The following is a 24,550-nucleotide window of genomic DNA, read 5'->3' on the forward strand; positions in this document are numbered from 1 at the left end:
CCTGGGCTTCGACGTCCCCTTCTGGCGCACCATCGCCCTCTTCCGCGCCGTCGCTCTGGTCTACGCCCTGGTGCCGCTCGCCCAGCACCACGAGTACCTGTCCAGACCCTGGGTCGCCTGGGCGGTGCTGGTCGTCATGGCCTGCTGGACCGTGCTGACGACCTACGCCTACGCGCATCCGGCCTGGCGCACCTCGCGCCTGCTGGTGGCCGACCTCGCCGTGGCCTTCGGCTGCATGTTCGCCACGGGACTGGCGGCCGTCCCCCACTACCTCACCCAGGCGCCCCCGCTGAGCTCGTACTGGTTCGCGGGGGCCGCGCTCTCGGCCAGCGTCATCTGGGGACGGCGCGGAGCCGCCACGGTCGCCCTGGCCTACGGTGTCGCGGACATCACCCTGCGCCTGCTGATGGACGCCAACATCACCGCCGCCACCGTACGCGGCGTGGCGCTGCTCCTGCTGGCCTGCCTGGCCGTGGGCTACATGGCACGGGTCGCGGAGCAGGCCGAGGAGCGCTTCGCCCAGGCGGTGACCATGGAGGCGCGCATCCGGGAGCGCGAACAGCTCGCGCGCTCCATCCACGACTCGGTCCTCCAGGTCCTGGCCCTGGTGCGCCGCCGCGGCGACGAGATCGGCGGCCAGGCCGCCGAACTGGGCCGGATGGCCGGTGAACAGGAGGTGCGGCTGCGGTCGCTGCTCACCGACGGCCTGGACGCGGCGGCTTCCGTGCCGCCCGGGCCCGGAACAGAGGCGGCCCCGGGCTCCCCGGCGGACCTGCGGGAGGCTCTGCGCCGTCTGGAGTCCGTGCGCGTCTCGGTCTCGGCGCCCGCCACCCCGGTGCTGCTGCCGGGGGACACGGCAGCCGAACTCGCCGCCGCCGTGTCCGCCGCCCTCGACAACGTGGAACGCCACTGCCCGCCCGGGACCAGGGCCTGGGTGCTGGTGGAGGACGAGGGGCACGCGGTCACCGTGACCGTGCGCGACGAGGGCCCCGGCATCCCTCCCGGGCGCCTGGAACGGGCCCGTGAGGACGGCCGCCTCGGCGTCGCCCAGTCCGTCGTCGGCCGGGTCCGCGACCTCGGCGGCACCACGGACCTCTACTCGGAGCCGGGGGAGGGCACCGAGATCGAGATGTCCGTCCCCCGGGACTGACCCTCAGGAGGCCGGTCCGGGGTCAGTGGAGCGGCGGTCCGTCCCCGGGGTCCTCCTGGTGGGAGAAGCGCTCCTCGTTCCAGGGGTCGGCCCGGTTGTGGTAGCCGCGCTCCTCCCAGAACCCCCGGCGGTCACCCACCATGTACTCCACGGACCGCAGCCACTTCACGCTCTTCCAGCCGTACAGGTGCGGCACCACCAGGCGCACGGGGAAGCCGTGCTCCGGGGCGAGGGGCACCCCGTCGCGGTGCGTGGCGAGCAGCACTCCGTCGTCGAGGAAGTCGTCCACCCGCAGGTTGGCGCTGTAGCCGTACTCACCCCAGGCCATCACGTGTGTGACCTCGGGGGAGGGAGGGGCGAGCCGGACGAGGTCGGTGGCGGGGACCCCGCCCCAGGGGACGTCGGGCACGCTGAACCGCATCACGCAGTGGAAGTCGCGGACCACGTCCCTGCGGGGCAGGGCGCCGAACTCCTCCCACGTCCACCGGTAGGTGCCCAGCGACTCGGTCGCGCCGAACACGCGGAAGTCCCACCGCTGCGGTCGGAAGGTCGGCACCCGGCCGTAGTGCAGGGGTCTGTGCTCGTACCGGGCCGCCTGCCCCGGAGGCAGCCGTGGTCGCTGGTCCTCGCCCGTGCCCCCGGCCTCGTCGCCCTCGGACAACCCGTTCCCCGTCCCTTCGCTCCGGCCCCGCGGGCCCTGGTACGTCCCCCCGCACCGGGGCGGACGACGGCGTCCTGTCATCCTGCCAGGCGCCCGAGAGAGCCACGTCACTCCCCCCGGTTGTGTGGGGGAGTGCTCACCTTGCGCTATAGTCGCTGCCATGCAGCAGAACTTTTGGCGCTTCTATGGCTACCGGCCCATCTCCCCGGTCGCCTGTGAAGCGCTGCGCTGACACAGACGACCTTCCAGGAGCCCCGGGCCGGTAACGGCCCGGGGCTCCTTTGTTTTCGCCCAGGGTCGAAGCCCCCGGCCTCGGCGCGACCACCGCGCGGCTCAGCCACCCGAACGACACACAGGGACAACCACATGGTCATCGTTATGGCGCCGGGCGCCACCGCCGACAACATCGACGCCCTCGTCCAGCTGGTCACCTCCGCCGGAGGCGAGGCGTACGTGACACGCGGCGTCAGCCGCACCATCATCGGCCTGGTCGGAGACGTCGAACGCTTCCAGGACCTCGGCCTGGCCGCCAAGCCCGGGGTGAGCGACGTGCTCCGCATCTCGGCGCCGTACAAGCTCGTCAGCCGGGAGAACCACGACAGCCGCACCGTGGTCAGCGTGCGCGGCGTCCCGATCGGCGGCGACAACATGACCGTCATCGCCGGGCCCTGCGCCGTCGAGACCCCCGAACAGACCCTGGAGGCCGCCCTCATGGCCAGGGCAGCCGGGGCCGCGCTCCTGCGTGGCGGCGCCTACAAGCCCCGCACCTCCCCGTACGCCTTCCAGGGCCTGGGCGAGGAGGGCCTGAAGATCCTCGCCGACGTGCGCGAGAAGACCGGCCTGCCGATCGTCACCGAGGTCGTGGACGCCGCCGACGTCGAGCTGGTCGCCTCCTACGCGGACATGCTCCAGGTCGGCACCCGCAACATGCAGAACTTCGCCCTGCTCCAGGCGGTCGGGGACGCCGGGAAGCCGGTCCTGCTCAAGCGCGGCATGAGCGCCACCATCGAGGAGTGGTTGATGGCGGCCGAGTACGTCGCGCAGCGCGGCAACCTCGACATCGTCCTGTGCGAGCGCGGTATCCGCACCTTCGAGAAGGCCACCCGCAACACCCTGGACATCAGCGCCGTCCCGGTCGCGCAGAGCCTGACCCACCTGCCCGTGATCGTGGACCCGTCGCACTCCGGCGGCAAGCGCGACCTGGTCCTGCCGCTCTCCCGCGCGGCCATCGCGATCGGCGCCGACGGCGTGATCGTGGACGTGCACCCGAGCCCGGAGACCGCGCTGTGCGACGGCCCCCAGGCGCTGCTGGAGGAGGACCTGGCCGAGCTCCGCGACCTGGCGGGCACCCTGGCCACCCTGAGCGGCCGCACCCTCACCCCCGCGCCCGCGCGCGAACTCGCCGGCAGCTGAACGGCGACCCCTGAGCCACCGGCCCGGGGTTGACACGACGGTGCCCCGGACGCTCACGAGCGTCCGGGGCACCGTCGTTCACGGGCCCGAGGGGGCCCGTCCGGTCCTACACGGCCGGGGTGACGGCCCTGGCGGTGGAGGGCGCGACCTGCGCGGGCGCGGCCTCGCCCAGGAAGCTGGGGCGGTGCAGCTGGGCGGTGGTCACCAGGTGCTCGGCCAGTTCCTCGGCGTCCAGGCGCTTCTCGATCTGGCGCAGGTCACCGATCTTCGCGGCGGTCTCGACCTGGCGGGGGGTCAGCATCGTGCAGCAGTCCTCGTCGGGCAGCTCCGAGATCGCCAGCGTCCCGATCCTCCGGGCCTGGTCCATGATCTCGGTCTTGTCCATACCGATGAGGGGCCGCAGGATCGGCAGGTCCACCGCGTCGTCCAGGGCGGTGATGTTGGTCATCGTCTGGCTGGAGACCTGGCCCAGCGCGTCACCCGTGATCAGGCACTCCGCCTTGAGGTCGTCGGCCAGGGCCTCGGCGGTCTTGAGCATCAGACGCCGCTGGGCGACGATCTGGAGCCGTTCGATGCCGGAGCTCTTCAGCTGCTGCTGGGCCTTGCCGAAGGGGACCACGAACAGGCGCGAACCCACCTGGTAGCGGTCCAGCTGGCGGACCAGGCTGTAGGCCTTGTAGATGGACTCCGGGCCGGTGAAGGGCATCCCGGAGAAGTGCAGGAAGTCCACCTTGAGCCCGCGCCGGATCATCCGGTGGGCGGCGACGGGGGAGTCGATGCCGCCGGACATCAGCACCAGGCCGCGCCCGCTCATCCCGGCGGGCAGCCCGCCCTGGCCCGGGATCCCGTCGGTGAAGACGAACGCCTCGTCCTTGTCGACCTCGACGTGGAGCGTGTTGTCGGGGCGCTTGAGGTTCACCTTGTAGCCGTGCGCCTCGATGATCTTGGAACCGAGGTACCCGGCCAGTTCACCGGAGTTCATCTCGAAGCGCTTGTCGCGGCGCCGGGCGCGCACCGCGAAGGTGCCCTCACGGCCCGCCAGGGAGCGCACGCCGATGTCGGTGATGGCGTCCAGGTCCTTGGCCACACGGCGGACCAGGTGCACCCAGACCACGCCCATGACGTTGGCCATGCGGTCCGCGATCTCCGCGATCTCCAGGTCGGAGGCCCCGGGCTTGCGCACGATGATCACGCCCGCGCCGCGCTGGGAGAGGCGGATGTCGCCCAGGTCGCGCACGGAGGAGCGGATGTTGTTGTGCAGACGGCGCTCGAACAGCTTGCGGTTGGAGCCCTTGAGAACGATCTCGCCGAGCTTCATGAGCACGCAGAGCTCGCCGAGCCCGGCGTCGGCTCCGACCTCGGTTACGGGGAGCGGCGCGGACTCCAGCGACGCGGACATGGTGCTACCTCCGGAGGGTGATGCCTGGGACTGGGGACGGAACGATGCCTTCCAGTATCGAACAATCCCCGGACCGCTCGGTCCATTCCCGGAGCACGCGGTCCTCGGATGAGACTCCGGACACGGCCGGGCCCCTCCCCGACGTGGGGGAGGGGCCCGGTACGCGGCGCGGGAGAGGCTATCCGAAGAAGACCTCGGCCTCCTCGTAGCGCTCCGTGGGCACGGTCTTGAGGGTGTCGGTGGCCTCGGCCAGGTCCACCCGCACGATGTCGGTGCCCTGGAGGCCGACCATCTTGCCGAAGGTCTTGTCGTGCACGGCCTCGATGGCGTTCACGCCCAGGCGGGTGGCGAGCACGCGGTCGAAGGCGGTGGGGGTGCCGCCGCGCTGGACGTGGCCCAGCACGACCGAACGGGCCTCCTTGCCGGTGCGGCGCTCGATCTCCTCGGCCAGGTTCTGGCCGATGCCGCCCAGGCGCACGTGGCCGAAGGAGTCCTTCTCGCCGGTGGCCAGCTCCAGCTGCCCCGCCTTGGGGTGCGCGCCCTCCGCGACCACGATGATGGGCGCGTACTGGGTCTCGAAGCGGCTCTCGACGTGCTTGACGACCACGTCCATGTCGAAGGGGCGCTCGGGGATGAGGATGACGTTGGCGCCCGCGGCCATGCCCGAGTGCAGGGCGATCCACCCGGCGTGGCGGCCCATGACCTCCACGACCAGGGCGCGGTGGTGCGACTCCGCCGTGGTGTGCAGGCGGTCGATCGCCTCCATGGCGATGTTGACCGCCGTGTCGAACCCGAACGTGTAGTCCGTGGCGTTGAGGTCGTTGTCGATGGTCTTGGGCACGCCGACCACGTTGACGCCGCGGTCGTGCAGCTGGCGGGCGACACCCAGGGTGTCCTCGCCGCCGATGGCCACCAGCGCGTCCACGCCCAGACCGGCCATGTTGTCCTTGACCCGTTCGACGCCGCCCTCGATCTTCATGAGGTTGGTGCGGGAGGAACCCAGGATCGTGCCGCCACGGGGGAGGATGCCGCGTACGGCGGCGATGTCCAGGGGCATGGTGTCGCCCTCCAGGGGGCCGCGCCAGCCGTCCCGGAAGCCCACGAACTCGTACCCGTAGTCCTTGATGCCCTTGCGGACCACGGCGCGGATGACCGCGTTCAGACCAGGGCAGTCTCCACCACCGGTCAGCACCCCGACTCGCATACGAATTCTCCTCGACGTTGGTGGGTGTTCAGGGCGCTGGCGCCCTATGGTCTAGACCATAGTGGGCGGGGGTGGGCCAGGCCAACCCCGCCCCCTCGACACCATCCGAAACCCCGCGTTCCGGCCGCCGCAGGGTCACCGGGTCATTCGTCCAGGCCCTGGTCGATGGCGTAGCGCACCAGCTCCACCCGGTTGTGCAGGTGCAGTTTGGTCAGGGTGTTCTGGACATGGTTCTGGACCGTGCGGTGGGAGATGGTGAGGCGGCGGGCGATCTGCTTGTAGGCCAGCCCCTTGGCGACCAGCCGCAGCACCTCGGTCTCACGGGGGGTCAGCTCGGGTGCCCGCTCCCGGCCGTCGGCCGCGCGGTCGTCCTCGGCGGACAGCCGCCGGTACTCACCGAGCACCAGTCCGGCCAGTCCCGGGGTGTAGACGGCCTCGCCGGTGTGCACCCGGCGGACGGCGTCCAGGAGCTCCTCGCGCCCGGCCGACTTCACGAGGTAGCCGGTGGCCCCGGCCTTGACCGCCGCCAGCACGTCGTCGCTCTCGCCGCTGGCGGAGAGCACCAGCACCCGTGGGGGTTCGGGGAGCGCCACCAGGGCGGCCGTCAGCTCCACACCGTTGGTGTCGGGTAGGTGCAGGTCCACCACGGCCAGGGTGGGCCGGGCCGCCGGGGCGATCCGCAGCGCCTTGGCGCCGTCGCCCGCGGTCCCCACCACCTGGAGCCCGGCCTCGGCCAGGTCCCGTGCCACCGCGTCACGCCACATGGGATGGTCGTCCACGACCATCACCCGGATCTCGTCGCCGCTCATGCCGCCGACACTACTAGGGCGTGTTCGGCGGTCAGCCGGGTCCGCGCGGCGGGCGCGGAGTCCGGGTCAGTCGTCGTCCTCGTCGAGGTCGCCCAGGTCGATCCCGCCGGGTGTGGCGGTGAGCTTGATCTTGGTGCCCTCGGGAGCGGTGCCGGTGTGCGACTGGTGCGCCACCACGCGGCCGCCGAAGATCCGCTCGACCTCGACCTCGAACCCGGCGTCCTCCAGCTCCTTGCGGGCGTCGCGGACGGAGTCGCCCACCACGTCCGGGACGTCGACCTCGGGCGGACCGCTGGACACGGTCAGTGTCACGGTGGCCCCGGGGCCGACGTTGGTGCCGGTGTCGGGGGTCTGGCTGATCACCAGGCCCTTGTCGATGTTCTCGCTCTCCTCCTCGACGATCTCGGCCGACAGGCCCAGGTCGTCGAGGGTCTTCTCGGCGTCCTCGCGCTTCTCCCCGGCCAGGCTGGGCACGGGGATCCCGCTGCTGACGGTGATGGTCACCGTTCCCTCGCGGTCGGCCTCCGTCCCGGCCTCGGGGCTGGTGGCCAGCACCTCGCCGGGGTCGTTGTCCGGGGAGTCCTGCTCCTCCTGGACGATGCTCTCGTCGTCGAAGCCGAGGTCCTCCAGCGCCTTGAGGGCGTTGGCGACGTCGTCGCCCACGAGGTCGGGCATGGAGACGTTCTGCGGGCCCTTGGACAAGAACACCGTCACCGTGTCACCGGGGGACAGCCGCGAGTCCACCTCCGGGTCGGTCCCACCGACCTCACCTGCGGCGGCGTCGTCGCTGTACACCCTGTCGTCGGAGAGCTCCACGACCAGTCCCGCGCCGCGGATCTGCTCGCTGGCGGCCTCGGGGGACAGCCCGATCACGTCCGGGACCGCCTCGTAGCGGCCGAGCAGGAACCACCAGCCCGCCACGCCCACGACCAGGGCCGTCACGATCGCCCCGACCACCAGGAGGCGGTTGCGGGAGAACCGCGACCGACCCTCGGGGTAGTCGTCGTAACCGTCGTCGTAGTCGTCCCGGCCCAGACCGCCGCCGTTCATGTCGACGACCATGGTGGCGTTCTCGGTACCCGGACCGGCGCCCCCGGCGATGAGCTGGGGCGCGGTCATGGTGGCGGCGGAGTTGGCCTGCGGGGCCACGGGGGCCAGCGGCGCGGCCGAGCCCGTCACCGAGTCCGGCAGCGTCCGCAGGACCTCCAGGACCTTGGCCAGGTACTGGCCCGCGTTGCTCGGGCGGTACCGCGGGTCGCGCTCGGTGGCCTTGGTGACCAGGCCGTCCACCTCGGGCGGCAGGTTCGGCAGGAAGTGGGAGGGGCGCGGGACGTCCTCGTTCACGTGCTGGTAGGCGATCGCGATCGGGGTCTCGCCGGTGTGCGGCTGGCCGCCGGTGAGCAGTTCGTAGAGCATGATCCCGGCCGCGTACACGTCGCTGCGCGCGTCGGCGGTGCCCTTCTCGATCTGCTCGGGCGCCAGGTAGGCGGCGGTGCCCATGAGCGTGCCGGTGCGGGTCAGACCCTGGTTGGACTGTTCCACCGCGCGGGCCAGACCGAAGTCGGCCACCTTGACCCGGCCGTCCTTGCTGATCAGGACGTTCTCGGGCTTGACGTCGCGGTGCACCATCCCGGCCTGGTGGGCGGCGCCCAGCGCGGCCAGCACCGAGGCCATGAAGTTCAGGGCCTGCTTGGGGGCCAGGCGTCCGTGCGCCTTGAGGATGTCGCGCAGGGTCTGGCCCGGGACGTACTCCATGGCAAGGAAGACGTGCCCCTGGTCCTCACCCTGGTCGAAGACCTGCACGACGTTGGGGTGGGAGAGCTTGGCGACCGAGTGGGCCTCGTTGATGAAGCGCTGGACGAAGGTCGGGTCCTGGGCCAGGGAGGGGTGCATGACCTTGAGGGCCAGCCGTCGGTCGAGCCTCAGGTCGTGGGCGACGTAGACCGTCGCCATGCCGCCACCGGCGATCCTTGACTCGACGAAGTAGCGACGGTCCAGCGTCGCGCCTACAAGCGGGTCGGAAGTCGTCATGTCCACGGCGGAGTTGTGTCCTTGCTGCGGGGAGCGCGGGCGTTCGCTGCCGGTGGCGCGTACCCGACACCTGGTGTCGATCCGACACGATAGCGGAAGCCGGTGTCAGGTCTGCCCCGCGGTTCACGGTCGCGGCGGCCCCCGTGTCCACCGTCGTGGAGGCCGACCGGAGGGTCGGTTCGGGGCGCCCGCGCCTGGGCGGTCTGAGGGTGCGGTGCCGCCGCGCGGCACGCGCACCCTCCCACGGTAGGGGACGGGAGCAAACCCGGTGGTGACGGCCTGTTCGCGTGTCGTCACCGACTGTCCGGGCGGTGTGTCGACGCGGGAGGACGCCCCAGGTCCGGGCCTCCGGCCCCACCGTGGCGGCGCCCTCCCAGGAGCCTCAGACCACGTCGGGGCTGGAGGCCCTGGCGTGGCGGCGGACCGGGATGCGCCCGGCCAGCCGGGCGCCGCGCCCGGCGCGCACGGCGTCGCGCATCGCCGCCGCCATCCGCACCGGCTCCTGGGCGCGGGTCACGGCGGTGGCCAACAACACCGCGTCGCACCCGAGCTCCATCGCCAGGGCCGCGTCGCTCGCGGTACCGATGCCCGCGTCCACGATCACCGGGACGTCGGCCTGCTCGACGATCAGCTCCAGGTTGTGCGGGTTGCGGATGCCCAGGCCCGAACCGATCGGCGCGGCCAGCGGCATCACGGCGGCGCAGCCCAGCTGCTCCAGGCGGCGGGCCAGCACCGGGTCGTCGTTCGTGTAGGGCAGCACCGTGAAGCCGTCGTCGACCAGCGCCTCGGCGGCGTCCAGCAGTTCCACCGGGTCGGGCAGGAGGGTGTGCTCGTCGGCGACCACCTCCAGCTTGACCCAGTCGGTGCCCAGGGCCTCGCGGCCGAGTTTCGCGGTGCGCACGGCGTCCACGGCGGTGAAGCACCCGGCGGTGTTGGGCAGCGGGCGGATGCCGTTGCGCTCCAGGACGTCCCACACCGACCCCTGGGTGGCCGGGGAGATCCGGCGCATCGCCACGGTGGTGAGCTCGGTCCCCGACGCGAGGAGCGCGTCCTCCAGGACCTCCAGGGAGGGTGCCCCGCCGGTGCCGGTGATGAGCCGGGACCCGAAGGAGACCCCGGCGATGACCAGCGGGTCCTCCGGGATCCGCGCCGCGGTGTTCACGGACTCGGACGTCTGTGTCATGTTCAGCCTCCCTGTACGGCGGTGAGCACGTCCACGCGGTCGCCCTCGGAGAGCTCGGTGTCCGTCCAGGCGGTGCGGCGCACCACCTCGTCGTTGACCGCGACGGCGATCCCGCCCGGCACGGCGCCGTCCCCGGCGTCGGTGAGGGCGCGCACGACCGCGTCCACGGTGGTCGCCGCGCTGTCCTGGGCCTGTCCGTTGATGATCAGTTCCACTGCTACTCCCACGTCTGCTCACGCGTCCATCTGCTGGCTGCGAACCGGCGCGCGTACGGGGGCAGCGCGCCGGTGGTGAGGGCCTCGGCCATGACCTCCCCGGTCACTGGGGCCAGCAGGACCCCGTGTCGGAAGTGTCCGGCGGCCAGGTGTAGTCCCGGTACCCGGGTGGGGCCCAGGAGGGGTTCGTTGTCGGGGGAGCCCGGCCGCAGCCCCACGCAGGTCTCGACGACCTCCAGTTCGCTCACCCCCGGGACGAGCTCGCGCGCGTCCCGCAGGACCTGCCAGAGCCCGCCCACCGTCAGGGAGGTGTCGTGGCCCAGTTCCTCCTGGGTGGCGCCGACGATCACCTCGCCGTCGGCCCGGGGCACCAGGTAGACGGGGAAGCCGCGCACCAGTCCGCGCACGGTGCGGTTGACGAGCGGGGGTTCTCCGGCGGGCACCCGGGCGCGCAGCAGCTGCCCCTTGACCGGGCGCAGCGGCGGCACCACCGGTTCGGGCACCCGCACCCGGTCACCCCAGCACCCGGCGGCGAGCACCACCTGCTCGGCGGGCAGTTCGGTCCCGTCGGCCAGGCGGACGCCCAGGCGCGCCCCGTGGGTGCCGGGGGAGGCGATCTCCTCCGCGTACCCGGGGACCTCGCGCACGCCCGCGCGTTCCCCGGCACGGGCCAGGGCCAGGAGCAGCGCGCGCGGGTTCACGGAGTGGTCCTCGGGGGCCAGCACCCCGCCGCGCACGCCGGGCGCGAGCGTGGGTTCCAGGCGTCGGCATTCGCGGCTGGTGAGCCGCTCGGTGGGGATGCCCAGGCGCTGCTGGAGCGCGTGCAGGTCGGTGAGGACCGCGAGGTCGTCGCGGTCGAAGGCGACCAGCAGCGTCCCGGTGCGGCGGTGGCCGACGTCGACGCCGCTAGCCTCCTGGAGTTCGGTGACGAAGTCGTCGTAGAGGCGCGCCGAGCGCACCCCGAGCTCCATGAGCTCCTCCTCGCCGAAGACCGCCTCGGTGGCGGGGGTGAGCATGCCCGCCGCGACGGTCGAGGAGGCGCGGGCCTCGGAGGGCGCGGTGACGGGGTCGGGTTCGACCAGGGTCACGGCCAGGCCGCGCTGGGCGGCGCGCCAGGCGGTGACCCGGCCGACGACGCCGCCGCCGACCACGACCACCGCATTGGTGGGATGAATCGTCTTCTGTGGGGGAACCTCGTCGGTGCGCACGGCGCCGTGTTCCACTCCCTTCGCCGGAATGACCCGGATCAGGTTCGTGCGGTCGGAGGCGGTGAGCCTCCCTCTCAGCCGGGTCCACCCGGCTCCCGCGGGACGTCTCTCTTCACTCCCATCCTAGGCCGTGTTTTCTGGATCATTCCTCCCGCCCGTCGCCCGCCACCACCCTCAACGGACGCCTTCGGCGCTGTGTCCTCGCGTTACCACCGGGCTGCCTCTCGCTCCACGGCTTGCGAGAGATTGCCGGGCCCCCGCTGTGCGAGGCTGCGGAGCTTGCGTAGCAGTGCACAGTAGGGGCGACGGCCGCTCGCATCGATGGCGGCTCTGCCGCCACCGGCGAAAGCATCCACAGAAACACGCCCTGGGACAACCCGTCCAGGGCGGTCGTGGCGGGGATCTCCCAGGCAGGGGGCCCGGGAGCGGCGCGATGGTCACCGGGGCCCGGCCGGGTGTGGCAGATTGGACGGGTGACACAAAGCGATCGTGAACTCGACGAACTCGTCGGCGAATGGCTGACCCTGCGTGAGGCGGCCGCGCCGCTGGGCGTGAGCCCCAACCGCATCAAGACCCTCATCCGCGAGAACCGCCTCATGGGCGTGGTGCGCGGTGGCGAACTCTCCATTCCCGCCGCCTTCCTGGACGGCCCGGACCTGGTCAAGGGCCTGCCGGGCACCATCGTGCTGCTCACCGACGCCGGTTTCTCCACCGAGGAGGCCCTGCGCTGGCTGTTCACGCCGGACGACACCCTGCCGGGCACGCCGATCCAGGCCATGCGCGAGAACCGGGGCACCGAGGTCCGCCGCCGGGCCCAGGGCATGGCCTTCTGAGCCGCCCACGGCCCGGGGACGCACCGCCCCGGTGACGTCCCCCGGGCCGTTGGTTAGGGTGGGGCGCGTGAGGACGAGCCACGGAACCAGCCTGCGCGAGCGCCTGGACGCATCCCTTCTGTACCTGTGCACCGACGCCCGGACCGAGAGCGGTGATCTCGCGGAGTTCGCGGACGCTGCCCTGGCCGGGGGCGTGGACATCATCCAGCTCCGGGAGAAGGGCCTGGAGGCCCGCCAGGAACTGGCCGCCCTGGAGGTCCTGCGCGAGGCGTGCGAACGCCACGGCGCCCTGCTCGCCGTCAACGACCGCGCCGACATCGCCCGCGCGGTGCGCGCCGACGTCCTGCACCTCGGCCAGCGCGACCTGCCGGTGCCCCTGGCCCGCGACATCATCGGCGCCGACCCGCTGGTCGGCCGCTCCAACAACGACCCCGAGGCCGCCGCCCGTTCGGCGGAGGAGCCCGGGAGCGACTACTTCTGCGTGGGCCCGACCTGGGCGACCCCCACCAAGCCGGGCCGCCCGGCGGCCGGGCTCGAACTGGTCGAGCGCGCGGCCGCGCTCGGCACCGACCGGCCCTGGTTCGCGATCGGCGGCATCGACCTGGACAACGTGGACCGGGTTCTGGACGCCGGGGCCACCCGCGTGGTCGTGGTGCGCGCCGTCACCGAGGCCGAGGATCCGCGAGCGGCGGCCAGCGCGCTCCGGGCCCGCCTGACCGCGCGGCGCGGCGACGCCTGACCGCGGCGAAAACCCGGTGACGCCGACGACCGTCCCCGGGACACTGGTCGACCATGGATGAGGTTGAAGTGGTCGTCGCCCACTCCGAGCGCGCGACCCTGCGTGTAGGCGACGTGTTCCTGAAGGTGGACGCCGACCAGACGCGCATCGACGCCGAGGTCGAGGCGATGTCCCTCGCCCCGGTCCCCACCCCGGAGGTCCTGTGGCGCAGGCCGCCCGTGCTCGCGATCGCCGCGCTCCCGGGGACGGCGCTCGGCCGCCTCGGTGAGCCGTCGCCCGCGTCGTCGGCGGCGTGGGCCGCGGCGGGCGCCGCCGTCCGGAGACTGCACGAGGCACCGCCACCTCCCTGGCCCGGCCGTCGCCGCCGGGACCCCGAGGAGTGGGCGGCGGAGCTCGACCGCGAGTGCGGACTGCTCGTGGCGAACGGCGTCCTGCCCGCCGACCTGGTCAGCCGCAACCGCCGGGTGGCCGAGGCCGCGATCCGGCCGCGCACTCCGGTGTTCACGCACGGCGACCTGCAGAGGGAGCACGTCTTCGTCGAGGGCGACGAGGTCACCGGCATCATCGACTGGTCCGAGGCGGGCCGGGGCGACGCCCTGTTCGACCTCGCCACCCTGACCCTCGGACACGAGGGGCACCTCGACGCGGTCGTCGCCGGTTACGGCACCGACGTCGACCTCGACGTGGTCCGGGCGTGGTGGTCGTTGCGCAGCCTCCTGGGGGTGCGCTGGCTGGTCGAGCACGGTTTCGACCCGTTCGCGCCGGGCTGTGAGGTCGACGTGCTCCGTGCCCGGATGTGAGGCCGCGCGGGCCCGACCGCCACGCGCCGGGCCCGACCTAGGGGACCAGCAGCACCTTGCCCAGGACGCGGCGGCCCTCCAGGGCGGCGTGCGCCTCGGCGGCCCGCTCCAACGGCAGGGTCAGGCCCACGTGGGGCCGCAGGTGCCCGGCCCGCGCCTCCTCCAGGGCCAGCCGGGTCAGGTCGCTCCGGTCCGTCCCCGGTCGGGCCTGCATGTCGTTGAGGCCCAGGGCGGTGATCCCGCGCCGAGCGGCCTCGTCCGCGTCGAACTCCGCGAAGGAACCACCGGCCGTTCCGTAGCTGAGGAACCGGCCGCCGTCGGCCACCGCCGTGAAGGACGCCGACCCGAGCTCGCCGCCGACCCCGTCGACCACCACCTCCGCCCCCGCGCCTCCGGTGAGCTCGCGCACCCGGTCCAACCAGCCCGGCTCCGCGTAGTCCACGACCTCCTCCGCGCCGAGGGACCGTGCCAGCGCCAGCTTCTCCGCGCCCCGGGCCGCGCCGATCACCCGGGCCCCCGCGAGGCGGGCGAGCTGCACGACCAGGCTGCCCGCGCCGCCGGTGGCGGCCAGGACCAGGACCCAGGTGTCCGGGGTGAAGCGGGCGGCCCGCTCCAGCATCATCGCGGTCGCGCCGTCGACCATGAGCGCCAGGGCGTCGAGGGGACGCAGCTCGGCGGGGACCCGGACCAGGCCCTCCGCCGGGACCGTCACGCGGTCGGCGTATCCGCCGTCGTCGGTCCGGGTGAGGACCTGGGCGCCGACCCACGCGGGGTCCGCGCTGGGGCCGACCGCGGCGACCCGGCCCACCACGCTGCCCCCGGGGACGTAGGGCGGCGTCTGGGGGAAGTGGTCCCGGGCCGCGCCACTGCGGATCAGGGTGTCGAGGTAGATGACGTTGGCCGCCCCGACCTCGACCAGCGCCTCGCCGGGGCCGGGTTCGGGGTCGGGGAGTTCCCTGACCACCAGGGCCTCGGGTCCGCCGAACCGGTCGACTCGTACCGCGCGCATGTCCACCACTCTCCTCGTGCGGGGGTCCGTCCCCCGCAGGAACCAAGAATTGGTCCTCAACCAATATTGAGGTCAAGGGCCGTCCCGGGAAAAGGGAGACCGCCGCGCACGGGGCACGGCGGTGGCGGGGGAGGGCCGGGTCAGACCGCGACGTGGGAGAGGGCGCTCGGGTGGCGGCGCAGGAAGCCCTCGATGGACTGCGCCGGATGTCCGGTCAGGTCGGGTACGACGGGCGAGACCACGTCCATCTCCCCGGCGGCGATCGCCGCGTACGAGGAGGCCCAGCCCTCGATCTCCCACTCGGCGGCCCCGCTCGGGCGGCGCGACGCCAGGGCCTCCTCCCAGGTCTCGGGCACATACCGGACGCTCCGCCCGGTCAGCCTGCCCAGCTTCTCCACGGTGGCGCCCACCGACAGCGCCTCGGGCCCGGTCACGTCGTAGGACGCCTCCTCCGAGGCCGCCACCACCACCGGGTCGGTCAGCACCGCCGTGGCCACGTCCGCCACGTCGTCGCGTGAGACCCACGCGATCCTGCCCTCACCGGCGGGGCCGCGCACGACGCCCTCCTCGTCCACCCAGCGGGGCAGCAGGTCCAGGTACAGGCTGGGTCTCAGGAACGTGTGCGGGACACCCGTGGACCGGATGTGCGCCTCCGTGTAGAAGTGCGTACGGGCGAACGTGAACGTGGACGCCGGACCCGCGCCCAGGAACGACAGGTACACGATCCTCGACACCCCGGCGCGGACCGCGCCGTCCACGGCGCTCAGGTGGGCCTCCACCCGGTCCTCGGACTCGGTGGCCGAGACCAGGAAGAGCGTGTCCACGCCGCGACAGGCCTTCTCGAAGGCGGCCGTGTCCTCGTAGACCGCCATCGCCGCGCTGCTCTCCGGGTACTCCGGCGCCCGGTTGATGTCGCGCACGATGAGGCGCTGCGCCAACCCGAGCCGCGCGATCCGGGCGGCCACCCGTCCGCCCAGCGCACCGGTGGCCCCGGTCACCCCTATGGTGTGGTTTGTCATGTGATCGTCGCCCATGGAAACCCATCCTGGGGTACGAGTGCCCACCGGTCGCTGATTGGCGCGCCCGTTTTTGCGCCCCCCGGTCAGGGGGTGGTGCGCTCTTGGTGCTCGTCGGCCGGGGGCGGCCCGGCGGGCGCCGTGACCGCCGTGGTCGAACGCCGGTACGACAGCCTGCGCAGCAGGACCTCGGCCGGTCCCCGGCGTCCCGCGCGCTCCAGCGCGTAGGCACCCGCCACCGTCACCAACCACACCGCGACCGCGTACAGGAACATCGTCCACGAGGTCATGTACGCGGCCAGCCCCAGGCCCCAGGCGGCCAGGATCGGCGCGCACAGCACGGACTGCGCAAGGTAGGCGCTCATGGAACGCTTGCCGGTGGCCGTCAGGGCGGTCACCACGACCCCTCCGGTCCGACCCCGCTCCTGGAGGCCGTGGGCGACCAGGGCGATCAGGGCGACGTACCCGAGGCCGCCGAAGAGGCCGGTCAGCATGTGCGGGAAGGTGAGCATCACGCCCTGGTCCGTGGTGAGGCCGAGGACGCCGACCTGTGCCAGGGCCTCGGGGAGACCGCCGATCCAGCCGACACCGATGCCGACCCCCGCCACCCAGCGCAGCGTCCGCAGGTGCAGCCCAGGCTCCTCCAGGAAGCGGCGCCGCGCGGCCCAGAAACCGAGCAGGATCGCGGTGGGCACGACCAGGCCGAGCAGGCCCTGCCCGATGCTGACCAGCGGCCAGTTCAGCAGCCGGTCCGCGGCGGCCGACAGGACGGACGGGTCACCGATGTTGCCCGCCATCTCGTTCATGTCGAGGCCGCCCGTGCCGCCCTCGGTCTCCCCGACGAACGGCAGGGCCAGGAGGCTGAGCGCGCTGCCCACCGCCATCAGGAAGGTGAGCACCGCGCTCCACACGACCAGGGTCACGTCCTTGCGGCGGAAGAACAGCCAGCCCAGGACCAGCCCGGCCACGCCGTAGGCGCCCAGGATGTCGCCCATCCACAGCAGCATGGCGTGGACGAAACCGAAGACGACCAGCCACAGGTTGCGGCGGCGCAGCAGGGCGTTCACGCTCTTCACGTCGGCGCCGGCGGCCTCCTGCCGCCGGGCCAGCTGCATCATGCCGTAGCCGAAGAGGAACGCGAACATCGGGTAGCTGCGCATGTCCACGGCCATGACCGTGAAGAACTGGGCGACCGCGTCCAGGGTTCCCTCGGGTGCGGGGTGCACGGTCAGGCCGTCGCTGGGGGACGCCCAGAGGTACCAGACGGAGTTGGCCAACGCGATGAACAACAGCATGAAACCGCGTGCGAGGTCGGGCGCGAGGGCCCGGTCCGTGGTGCCGGTCGGCCCGACCACGGGGGTCTGTCTGGACAAGGGAGGTCTCCGGGTTCGAGATGTATCGTGAGCTCCGATTCAACCCGGATCCAGACAGACGTCGCAACAGGTTTCAAGTATGAGAAAACCCCCGAAGTCACCAGGGTCGACCCCTAGGGGCTTCGGGGGCGCGCCGGAACGGGTCGGCCGGACCCGGACCGGACCGGGCTCAGTGCGAGCGCCGCGTGGCGGCCACCACCAGGTCACCGAGCGGGCCACGGGCCCCGGCGTCCAGCTCGGGGCCCTCCAGGGCGGCCAGCGCCTGGTCCGCGTACTCGGAGACCATCGACTCACAGGCGGCCAGCGCCCCCGAGGACTCGATCAGGCCGCACATCCACTCCACCGCGTCCACGGTGAGGTCGGGCGTGCCCAGCAGGCTCCGGAAGCGCTCGGCGTCGGCCGCGCCGGACCGGGCCAGGGTCTCGGCCACGACCAGGGTGCGCTTGCCCTCGCGCAGGTCGTCACCGGCGGGCTTGCCCGTGGTGGACGGGTCACCGAAGACCCCGAGCACGTCGTCGCGGAGCTGGAAGGCGATGCCCAGGGGGATGCCGTAGTCGGTGTAGACCCCGGCCAGTGCCTCGTGGCGCCCGGCCAGCGCGGCGCCCAGGTGCAGCGGGCGCTCCACCGTGTACTTGGCGGCCTTGTAGCGCATCACGCGCAGGGCGGCCTCGCGGGTGGCGGTGCCCCGTACCTGCTCCAGGGTGTCCAGGTACTGCCCGGCCATCACCTCCGTGCGCATCGCGTCGAAGGGGCGCCTTCCGGCCTGGAGCGTCTCCGGGGAGAAGCCGCTGGCCTGGTACATCTCGTCGGACCAGGCCAGGCAGAGGTCTCCGATGAGGATCGCCGCGCCCTCGCCGAACCCCTCGCTGTCACCGTTCCAGCCGTGGTCGGCGTGGAGCTTGGCCATGCGCTTGTGCGTGGCGGGCCGTCCGCGCCGGGTGTCGCTGTTGTCGATCACGTCGTCGTGGACCAGGGCGCAGGCCTGGAGGAACTCCAGGGAGGCGGCGGCGCGCACCATGCGGTCGTCACCGGCGGCGCCGCCCGCGCCGCGCCACCCCCAGTAGGCGAAGGTGGGCCGCAGGCGCTTGCCCGAGGAGACCATGACCTCCAGGGAGTCCATGGCCGGGGCCAGTTCCTCTCCGATCTCCAGCAGCCGTTCGCGGTGCGAGGCGCAGAAGGAGGAGAGTTCGCGGTCCACGTCGGAGCGGATGACGGACACGGCGGAGGAGGCTGAGGAAGTTGAGGAGACGGCCATACCCTGCACATTAGCGGCTGGTCCGCGCGCGGATGCCCCGGATCGGGGGATGGGGATCCGGTTCCAGGTGAGAGGTCGGGTGAGACCCGATGGGCCCAGAATGAGAGACAGTGTTTACCTGTGTGTCATTTGTTGTCTCGCATACTGGGAAATGGAGCGGAGTTTCACTTTCGGTCTCAGAAAGTGGGACGCGGCATCCGCTTCCGAGGGGGTCTCGCCTAAGGTTGGAGTCATGTTGGCTGCACCGACCCGCCCCGTGGCGCCCCGAACCCCGGCTTCCAGGCCGCGTCATATCCGCGACCTCCTCGACTCGGGCGAGCCGATGTTCTCCTTCGAGTTCTTCCCGCCCCGCAACGCCAGGGCCCAGGAACGACTCTGGCGCGCGATCCGGGAGATCGAGGCCCTCGGCCCGTCCTTCGTCTCCGTCACCTACGGTGCCGGAGGCGGCACCCGCGACCTCACGGTGGAGACCACCGAGCGCATCGCGACCGACACCACGCTGATGCCGGTCGCCCACATGACCCTGGTGGACCACTCCGTCGCGGAGCTGCGCCACCTCATCGGCCGACTGGCCGACGCGGGCGTGTCGAACATGCTGGCCGTGCGCGGCGACCCGCCCGGCGACCCCGACGGCGAGTGGGTCCAGCACCCCGCCGGGCTCACCTACGCCGAGGAACTGGTCCGGCTCCTCAAGGAGAGCGGTGACTTCTGCGTCGGTGTGGCGGCCTTCCCCTACAAGCACCCGCGCTCGGCCGACGTGGAGACCGACACCGACCACTTCGTGCGCAAGTGCGAGGCCGGAGCCGACTACGCCATCACCCAGATGTTCTTCGACGCCGAGGACTACCTGCGCCTGCGCGACCGGGTGGCCGCGCGCGGCTGCGAGGTGCCGATCATCCCCGAGGTCTTCCCGGTGGTGAAGCTCGCCTCCATCCCGCGCTCGGAGAAGCTCTCCGGCGCCCCGTTCCCGGCGGCCCTGGCCGAGCGCTTCCAGCGGTTCGGTGACGACGAGGAGGCGGTGCGCGCCTTCGGGATCGAGCACGCCCAGCGCATGTGCGAGCGGCTGCTCTCCGAGGGCGCCCCGGGCATCCACTTCATCACGTTCAACCAGTCCACGGCCACCAGGGAGATCTACCGCGAGGTCGCCGGGAACCGGGTCCGAGGAGCGGAAGCCGCGCGGCCATGATCGAGAAGGGCTGGTCGGGGGTGCCGGGGAACGAGAAGGACTCCAGCACCTCGACGAAGCCGCACGAACGGTAAAGGTGGCGCGCCGCGGTGGGTCCCGTACGCGTGGACAGCACCGCGGTGCGCTCCGGCCTGCCCGCGCACAGCGCGTGCAGGAGGGAGCGGCCCAGCCCCCGGTTCTGCGCCTCCGGAAGCACGTGGACCTCCGCGATCTCCAGCGGGTCGGCCAGGTACCGGCGCACGTGCCGTGACCGCCCGTGCAGGCGCAGCGCCTCGGTGACGACGTCGTGCCACCACTGGCCCTCGTGGCCGTGGAAGGCGTAGGCGAAGCCGAGCGGCCGGTCGCCCTCCACGGCCACCACGGAACCGAACCCGGGGTAACCGGCGTGGGAGGTCATCACGGCGGCCCGCCCGGGGAGCTGGTCCGGCGGAGGCCGCATGGCCGCCTCGTAGACCTCCAGCAGGGCGGGTACGGCGTGCGTGAACGCGGGGGGAGCGAGTGCGCGTAACTCGGTGTGGGCTGACACGCCCCCACACTAGGGCGTGAGCGCCGGTCGCCGCTGGTCCTCGCCGTGCCGCTGTGCGCGGCGCTCCTTGACGAGTGCCCCGGGGGGAGTGTTAACTGTCCTGTGTCGAACACGAGTTCGATTCGCTCCGCCGGCTCGTCCGGCGGGGCAGGCGCGGCCGGGTCGGGGAGGGGAAGCCCCTGCCCGGCCGCGTCCGTTCCCACGTGGTGTCCGGTCCGCCCGGGTCCGGACACGCGGAAGGCCGGGTGTTCCCTTGGGGGGAACACCCGGCCTTCTCCCGTTCCGGGAGGTCCCGGAGCCGGAGACTCCTAGAAGGCGTCGACGGCGCGACGGGCCTCGGGGTCGAGGACGCCCCAGTTGATGAGCTCCTCGGTCAGGTCGCCAGGCGACTTGTCGTAGATGACCGCGAGTGAGCGCAGGTCCTCCTGACGGATGGACAGCACCCGCCCGTTGTAGTCGCCCCGCTGACTCTGGATGGTGGCGACGTAGCGGGAGAGCGGACCGGCCTTCTCCTGCGGGAGCTGCTGCATGCGCTCCAGGTCGATCACCAGCTTGGGTGTGGGGCCCAGCGGGGTGGGCGCGGCGCCGCCGGGCAGCAGCTCCGACATCGGCACCCCGTAGAAGTCGGCCAGTTCGGCCAGCTTCTGCACGGTGACGGCGCGGTCACCGCGCTCGTAGGAGCCCACCACGACGGCCTTCCAGCGTCCGTGGGACTTCTCCTCCACCCCGTGCAGGGACAGGCCCTGCTGGGTGCGGATGGCACGCAGTCGCGCACCGAGGGACTTGGCGTATTCGGATGGCATCTTCTTGTCGCTCCCGGCCGTGACGGTGGCTGGCGTGAGTGGGGAGACGTCCGCTCGTACTCGGCGGGCCGCCTGAGCGGTCCAGCGGATGGTCACGGGGTGCAACCCCACCCGGTAGTGGTTACAGACAGTGACGGTAGAGGGGTGCTGGTGTCCAGGTCAAGCCGTTGGTGTGAAACGCGACTAATCAGTGGCCAAACCGTGCGTAGGTGAGACGCCTCTCATTTTGGGAGGAGTGGGGGCGAGTGGTGCGGGTTTGGAGGTCGGAAAGCCCGCTCCTACAGGGAATTTCGCGTTTCGCCCGAATGGTGTGCAAATCCGGAGTGTCATGATACGGATACTCTTAGCTGGGCAATCTTCGACGGTCTTTGTGATCAGCATCACATCGCTGGTCTCGGAGCGTGGAACGTGCCCGAGGGCCCCGCTGTCCCCGCTGGTAGCGTGGCCCCGATCGACATCCTTTAACGACCTGTTCTGTGAGGCAGGGAAGGGGTCACTACTTTGCGTGCGCGAAAACCAACCAGCGGTGAGGATGTTGGTGTCCCCTCACCCGAGGTACCGGAGACACCCGAGGTACCCGAAGGCACCAGAGCCGTCCTCGACGGCAACGAGATCAACCGGGCCCTGACCCGCATCGCCCACGAGGTGCTCGAACGCACCAAGGGCGGCGAGAACGTCACCCTCCTGGGCATCCCCTCACGCGGCGTACCGCTCGCGGAGCGCCTGGCCCGCCGGATCGAGCGGGTCGAGGACCTCAGCGTCCCCCACGGCTCGCTCGACATCACGATGTACCGCGACGACCTGCACCTGGCGCCGGCGCGTGCCCTGGGCCGCACCGCGATCCCCGCCGGGGGCCTCGACGACCGCGTGGTCGTCCTCGTCGACGACGTCCTCTTCTCCGGCCGCACCGTCCGCGCCGCCCTCGACGCCCTCGGAGACCTCGGCCGCCCCCGCGCGGTCCAGCTCGCCGTCCTCGTCGACCGGGGCCACCGCGAACTCCCCATCCGCGCCGACTACGTGGGCAAGAACCTGCCCACCTCCCTGCGCGAGAGCGTCACGGTCCAGCTGTCCGAGACCGACGGCCAGGACGGCGTGCTCCTCGGCCCCGCCCGCCCGTCGCCCTCCACCACCCTCAAGGGAGGCCTGCGGCCCGGTTCCTCCGACGCGTCACCCTCCACCACCCTCAAGGGAGGCCTGCGGCCCGGTTCTCCCGACGCGTCACCCTCCACCACCCTCAAGGGAGGCCTGCGGCCCGGTTCCCCCGCGCGCCCCGGTGCCCCGACCACGGCCGACACCAAGGAAGGGGACGCCTGATGCGCCACCTGCTCTCCACCGGCGACCTCAGCCGCGACGAGGCCACGCTCATCCTGGACACCGCGGCCGAACTGGCCCAGGTCGGGGACCGCTCCGTCAAGAAGCTCCCCACCCTGCGCGGACGCACCGTGGTCAACCTCTTCTACGAGGACTCCACCCGCACCCGCACCTCCTTCGAGCTGGCCGCCAAGCGCCTGTCCGCCGACGTCATCAACTTCTCGGCCAAGGGCTCCAGCGTCTCCAAGGGTGAGAGCCTCAAGGACACCGCGCTCACCCTCCAGGCCATGGGCGCCGACGCCGTCGTCATCAGGCACGGTGCCTCCGGCGCCGCCCACCGCCTGGCCCACTGGGTGGACGGCTCCGTCCTCAACGCGGGCGACGGCACCCACGAACACCCCACCCAGGCACTGCTGGACGCCTACACCATGCGCGACCGCCTGGGCCGTCTCGACGGCCTGCGCGTGGCTGTGGTCGGGGACATCCTGCACAGCCGGGTCGCCCGCTCCAACGTGCTGCTGCTCACCACCCTGGGCGCGCACGTCACCCTGGTCGCGCCGCCCACCCTGCTGCCGGTCTCGGTGCACACCTGGCCGTGCGAGGTCTCCTACGACCTCGACGACGTCCTGCCCAAGTCCGACGTGGTCATGATGCTGAGGGTCCAGGCGGAGCGCATGCGCGACTCCTTCTTCCCCTCCGTCCGCGAGTACAGCCGCAACTACGGGCTCGACGGCGAGCGCCTGGGCCGGATGCCCTCCGACGCGATCGTCATGCACCCCGGTCCGATGGTCCGGGGCATGGAGATCTCCGCCGAGGTCGCGGACTCCCCGCGCTGCACCGTCACCGAGCAGGTCGCCAACGGTGTCAGCCTGCGCATGGCCGTGCTCTACCTGCTGCTCGGCGGCTCCTAGGAGCGCTGTGCCCGCTCCCGGCCTCCGCTCCGCCCGGCCCGCGGCCGACCGCCCGGAAGGGCGGAACCCCACCGGCGCCCGGACGCCCGGACACGCGAGAGCAGCCGGAGCGGGCCCGCGGTGCGAGAAGCGCCCCGGGCCGCCCACGAACTTCACGAAACACGAGAAAGCCGACACCTTCATGCCCGAAAACACCGGACCGCACCTGATCAGGGGCGCCCGCCCGCTCGGCGGCGAGCCCGTCGACCTGCTGTTCGTCGACGGCCAGATCGCCGCGATCGGCCCGGACCTGGAGGCCCCCGAGGGCGCCCGGGTCGTGGACGCCACCGGCCTGGTCGCCCTGCCCGGACTCGTGGACCTCCACACCCACCTGCGCGAACCCGGCCGGGAGGACGCCGAGACCGTCGCCTCGGGCTCCCGCTCGGCCGCCATGGGCGGCTACACGTCCGTGCACGCCATGGCCAACACCGACCCCGTGGCCGACACCGCCGGTGTGGTCGAGCAGGTCTGGCGCCTGGGCCGCGAGGCCGGGTACTGCGACGTGCGCCCCGTCGGAGCCGTCACCGTCGGCCTCGCGGGACAGCAGCTCTCCGAGATCGGCGCCATGGCCGACTCCGCCGCGCGGGTGCGGGTCTTCTCCGACGACGGCATCTGCGTCTCCGACGCCCTGCTCATGCGGCGCGCGCTGGAGTACGTCAAGGCCTTCGACGGCGTCATCGCCCAGCACGCCCAGGAGCCGCGCCTGACCGAGGGCGCGCAGATGAACGAGGGGTGCGTCTCCGACCGCCTCGGCCTGACCGGCTGGCCCGCGGTCGCGGAGGAGGCGATCATCGCCCGCGACTGCCTGCTCGCCCAGCACGTCGGCTCGCGACTGCACGTGTGCCACGTCTCCACCAAGGGCTCGGTGGACATCATCCGCTGGGCCAAGGCGCGCGGCTGCGACGTCACCGCCGAGGTCACCCCGCACCACCTGCTCCTCACCGACGACCTGGTCGAGGGCTACGACCCGATCTACAAGGTCAACCCGCCCCTGCGCACCGCCGAGGACGTCGAGGCGCTGCGCGAGGGACTGGCCGACGGCACGATCGACATCGTCGCCACCGACCACGCCCCGCACCCGGCGGAGGCGAAGGAGACCGAGTGGTCCAACGCCGCCATGGGAATGGTCGGACTGGAGACCGCGTTGGCCGTCGTGCAGCGCACCATGGTCGACACCGGCCTGCTCACCTGGGCCGAGGTCGCCGACCGCATGTCCACCGCGCCCGCCCGTATCGGCCGGGTCAGCGGACACGGCCGTGAGCTGGCCGTGGGCGAGCCCGCCAACGTCGTCCTCTACGACCCCGCGTCGCCGGTGGGCGTCGACGGCGCGGCCATGGTGACCAAGAGCGACAACACCCCCTTCCGGGGCATGACCCTGCCCGGCGAGGTCCGCGCCACGTTCCTGCGCGGCGTGCCCACCGTCCTGGAGGGGAAGATCAATTGAGCACACAGAACGCAGTGAACGCGCAGGCCACG

22 protein-coding genes, 1 pseudogene and 1 riboswitch are annotated in these 24,550 nt (G+C 72.2%); of the genes and pseudogenes, 9 read left to right on the plus strand and 14 right to left on the minus strand.

The genetic code is table 11. The annotated features are described in order from the left end of the window. Positions 1–70 precede the first annotated feature (70 nt). Positions 71–1,150, plus strand: a complete 1,080-nt coding sequence (gene macS, locus AC0VYL_RS09085) for a MacS family sensor histidine kinase (protein WP_475461210.1) — start codon at positions 71–73, stop codon at positions 1,148–1,150. 22 nt (positions 1,151–1,172) lie between these two features. Here macS and AC0VYL_RS09090 read toward each other — a convergent pair whose 3' ends face one another. Next, positions 1,173–1,811, minus strand: coding sequence for a molybdopterin-dependent oxidoreductase (locus AC0VYL_RS09090; protein ID WP_475461213.1), 639 nt, complete (start codon positions 1,809–1,811; stop codon positions 1,173–1,175). Between the two features lie 366 nt (positions 1,812–2,177). Here AC0VYL_RS09090 and aroF point away from each other — a divergent pair, with 366 nt between their 5' ends. Further along, positions 2,178–3,224 (plus strand): 3-deoxy-7-phosphoheptulonate synthase, encoded by a 1,047-nt coding sequence (gene aroF / locus AC0VYL_RS09095; RefSeq protein WP_475461215.1) that lies wholly within the window; start codon positions 2,178–2,180, stop codon positions 3,222–3,224. 106 nt (positions 3,225–3,330) lie between these two features. Here aroF and thiI read toward each other — a convergent pair whose 3' ends face one another. The 7 genes from thiI to thiO all read right to left on the minus strand — a co-directional run bounded on the left by thiI (position 3,331) and on the right by thiO (position 11,273). Further along, positions 3,331–4,623: a tRNA uracil 4-sulfurtransferase ThiI gene (gene thiI, locus AC0VYL_RS09100; RefSeq protein ID WP_475461218.1), complete on the minus strand. Its 1,293-nt coding sequence runs from the start codon at positions 4,621–4,623 to the stop codon at positions 3,331–3,333. 178 nt (positions 4,624–4,801) lie between these two features. Then, positions 4,802–5,827, minus strand: a complete 1,026-nt coding sequence (locus tag AC0VYL_RS09105) for a 6-phosphofructokinase (protein ID WP_475461220.1) — start codon at positions 5,825–5,827, stop codon at positions 4,802–4,804. Between the two features lie 143 nt (positions 5,828–5,970). Continuing rightward, entirely contained in the window at positions 5,971–6,636 is a 666-nt protein-coding gene (locus AC0VYL_RS09110) for a response regulator (protein ID WP_475461223.1), read from the minus strand. 66 nt (positions 6,637–6,702) lie between these two features. Next, on the minus strand, positions 6,703–8,673 hold the full coding sequence (pknB, locus tag AC0VYL_RS09115; protein ID WP_475461226.1) for a Stk1 family PASTA domain-containing Ser/Thr kinase: 1,971 nt from the start codon (positions 8,671–8,673) through the stop codon (positions 6,703–6,705). Positions 8,674–9,049: 376 nt separating this feature from the next. Beyond that, a complete protein-coding gene (locus tag AC0VYL_RS09120; RefSeq protein WP_475482864.1) occupies positions 9,050–9,850 on the minus strand; it encodes a thiazole synthase in 801 nt (266 codons plus the stop codon). 2 nt (positions 9,851–9,852) lie between these two features. Then, on the minus strand, positions 9,853–10,065 hold the full coding sequence (gene thiS / locus AC0VYL_RS09125) for a sulfur carrier protein ThiS (RefSeq protein WP_475482865.1): 213 nt from the start codon (positions 10,063–10,065) through the stop codon (positions 9,853–9,855). Between the two features lie 2 nt (positions 10,066–10,067). Beyond that, the gene (gene thiO / locus AC0VYL_RS09130) at positions 10,068–11,273 is read right to left on the minus strand and encodes a glycine oxidase ThiO (protein ID WP_475461234.1); all 1,206 of its coding nucleotides are present in this window, start codon (positions 11,271–11,273) and stop codon (positions 10,068–10,070) included. Beyond that, positions 11,272–11,382, minus strand: a riboswitch (TPP riboswitch). Its footprint overlaps the gene before it by 2 nt. A gap of 364 nt (positions 11,383–11,746) precedes the next feature. On the opposite strand from thiO, the gene AC0VYL_RS09135 reads away from it, so the two are divergent. The 3 genes from AC0VYL_RS09135 to AC0VYL_RS09145 all read left to right on the plus strand — a co-directional run bounded on the left by AC0VYL_RS09135 (position 11,747) and on the right by AC0VYL_RS09145 (position 13,645). Continuing rightward, positions 11,747–12,106 (plus strand): Rv2175c family DNA-binding protein, encoded by a 360-nt coding sequence (locus AC0VYL_RS09135; protein WP_475461237.1) that lies wholly within the window; start codon positions 11,747–11,749, stop codon positions 12,104–12,106. A gap of 67 nt (positions 12,107–12,173) precedes the next feature. After that, on the plus strand, positions 12,174–12,845 hold the full coding sequence (gene thiE, locus AC0VYL_RS09140) for a thiamine phosphate synthase (RefSeq protein ID WP_475482866.1): 672 nt from the start codon (positions 12,174–12,176) through the stop codon (positions 12,843–12,845). Between the two features lie 53 nt (positions 12,846–12,898). Further along, on the plus strand, positions 12,899–13,645 hold the full coding sequence (locus AC0VYL_RS09145; RefSeq protein ID WP_475482867.1) for a phosphotransferase: 747 nt from the start codon (positions 12,899–12,901) through the stop codon (positions 13,643–13,645). Between the two features lie 37 nt (positions 13,646–13,682). Here AC0VYL_RS09145 and AC0VYL_RS09150 read toward each other — a convergent pair whose 3' ends face one another. From AC0VYL_RS09150 to AC0VYL_RS09165, 4 genes are all read right to left on the minus strand, one after another. Next, positions 13,683–14,654 (minus strand): zinc-binding dehydrogenase, encoded by a 972-nt coding sequence (locus AC0VYL_RS09150; RefSeq protein ID WP_475461245.1) that lies wholly within the window; start codon positions 14,652–14,654, stop codon positions 13,683–13,685. 140 nt (positions 14,655–14,794) lie between these two features. Next, the gene (locus tag AC0VYL_RS09155; RefSeq protein ID WP_475461248.1) at positions 14,795–15,688 is read right to left on the minus strand and encodes an SDR family oxidoreductase; all 894 of its coding nucleotides are present in this window, start codon (positions 15,686–15,688) and stop codon (positions 14,795–14,797) included. A 68-nt stretch (positions 15,689–15,756) separates the two neighbouring features. After that, positions 15,757–17,043, minus strand: a complete 1,287-nt coding sequence (locus AC0VYL_RS09160; RefSeq protein ID WP_475461252.1) for a DUF418 domain-containing protein — start codon at positions 17,041–17,043, stop codon at positions 15,757–15,759. Positions 17,044–17,212: 169 nt separating this feature from the next. Next, positions 17,213–18,298 carry a polyprenyl synthetase family protein gene (locus AC0VYL_RS09165; RefSeq protein WP_475482868.1) on the minus strand — a complete coding sequence of 362 codons (1,086 nt, stop codon included), beginning with the start codon at positions 18,296–18,298 and terminating at the stop codon, positions 17,213–17,215. Between the two features lie 256 nt (positions 18,299–18,554). Between AC0VYL_RS09165 and metF the strand changes: the two genes are divergently transcribed. Further along, positions 18,555–19,484, plus strand: coding sequence for a methylenetetrahydrofolate reductase [NAD(P)H] (gene metF / locus AC0VYL_RS09170; protein WP_475462982.1), 930 nt, complete (start codon positions 18,555–18,557; stop codon positions 19,482–19,484). On the opposite strand, the gene AC0VYL_RS09175 is transcribed toward metF, so the two are convergent. Both AC0VYL_RS09175 and bldD read right to left on the minus strand, forming a co-directional pair. Then, entirely contained in the window at positions 19,402–20,010 is a 609-nt protein-coding gene (locus AC0VYL_RS09175) for an N-acetyltransferase family protein (RefSeq protein ID WP_475461256.1), read from the minus strand. The genes metF and AC0VYL_RS09175 overlap by 83 nt on opposite strands. A 308-nt stretch (positions 20,011–20,318) precedes the next feature. Then, on the minus strand, positions 20,319–20,813 hold the full coding sequence (gene bldD, locus AC0VYL_RS09180) for a transcriptional regulator BldD (RefSeq protein ID WP_013154123.1): 495 nt from the start codon (positions 20,811–20,813) through the stop codon (positions 20,319–20,321). 501 nt (positions 20,814–21,314) lie between these two features. On the opposite strand from bldD, the pseudogene pyrR reads away from it, so the two are divergent. The 3 genes and pseudogenes from pyrR to AC0VYL_RS09195 all read left to right on the plus strand — a co-directional run. Next, positions 21,315–21,953 (plus strand): annotated as a pseudogene (gene pyrR, locus AC0VYL_RS09185) (bifunctional pyr operon transcriptional regulator/uracil phosphoribosyltransferase PyrR); the annotation flags it as partial. 173 nt (positions 21,954–22,126) lie between these two features. Beyond that, complete coding sequence (locus tag AC0VYL_RS09190) at positions 22,127–23,035, plus strand: aspartate carbamoyltransferase catalytic subunit (RefSeq protein ID WP_378742506.1); 909 nt, start codon at positions 22,127–22,129, stop codon at positions 23,033–23,035. Positions 23,036–23,216: 181 nt separating this feature from the next. Further along, positions 23,217–24,518, plus strand: coding sequence for a dihydroorotase (locus AC0VYL_RS09195; protein WP_475482869.1), 1,302 nt, complete (start codon positions 23,217–23,219; stop codon positions 24,516–24,518). Positions 24,519–24,550: the final 32 nt, after the last annotated feature.

This window comes from Nocardiopsis sp. iso_238, assembly GCF_056173325.1.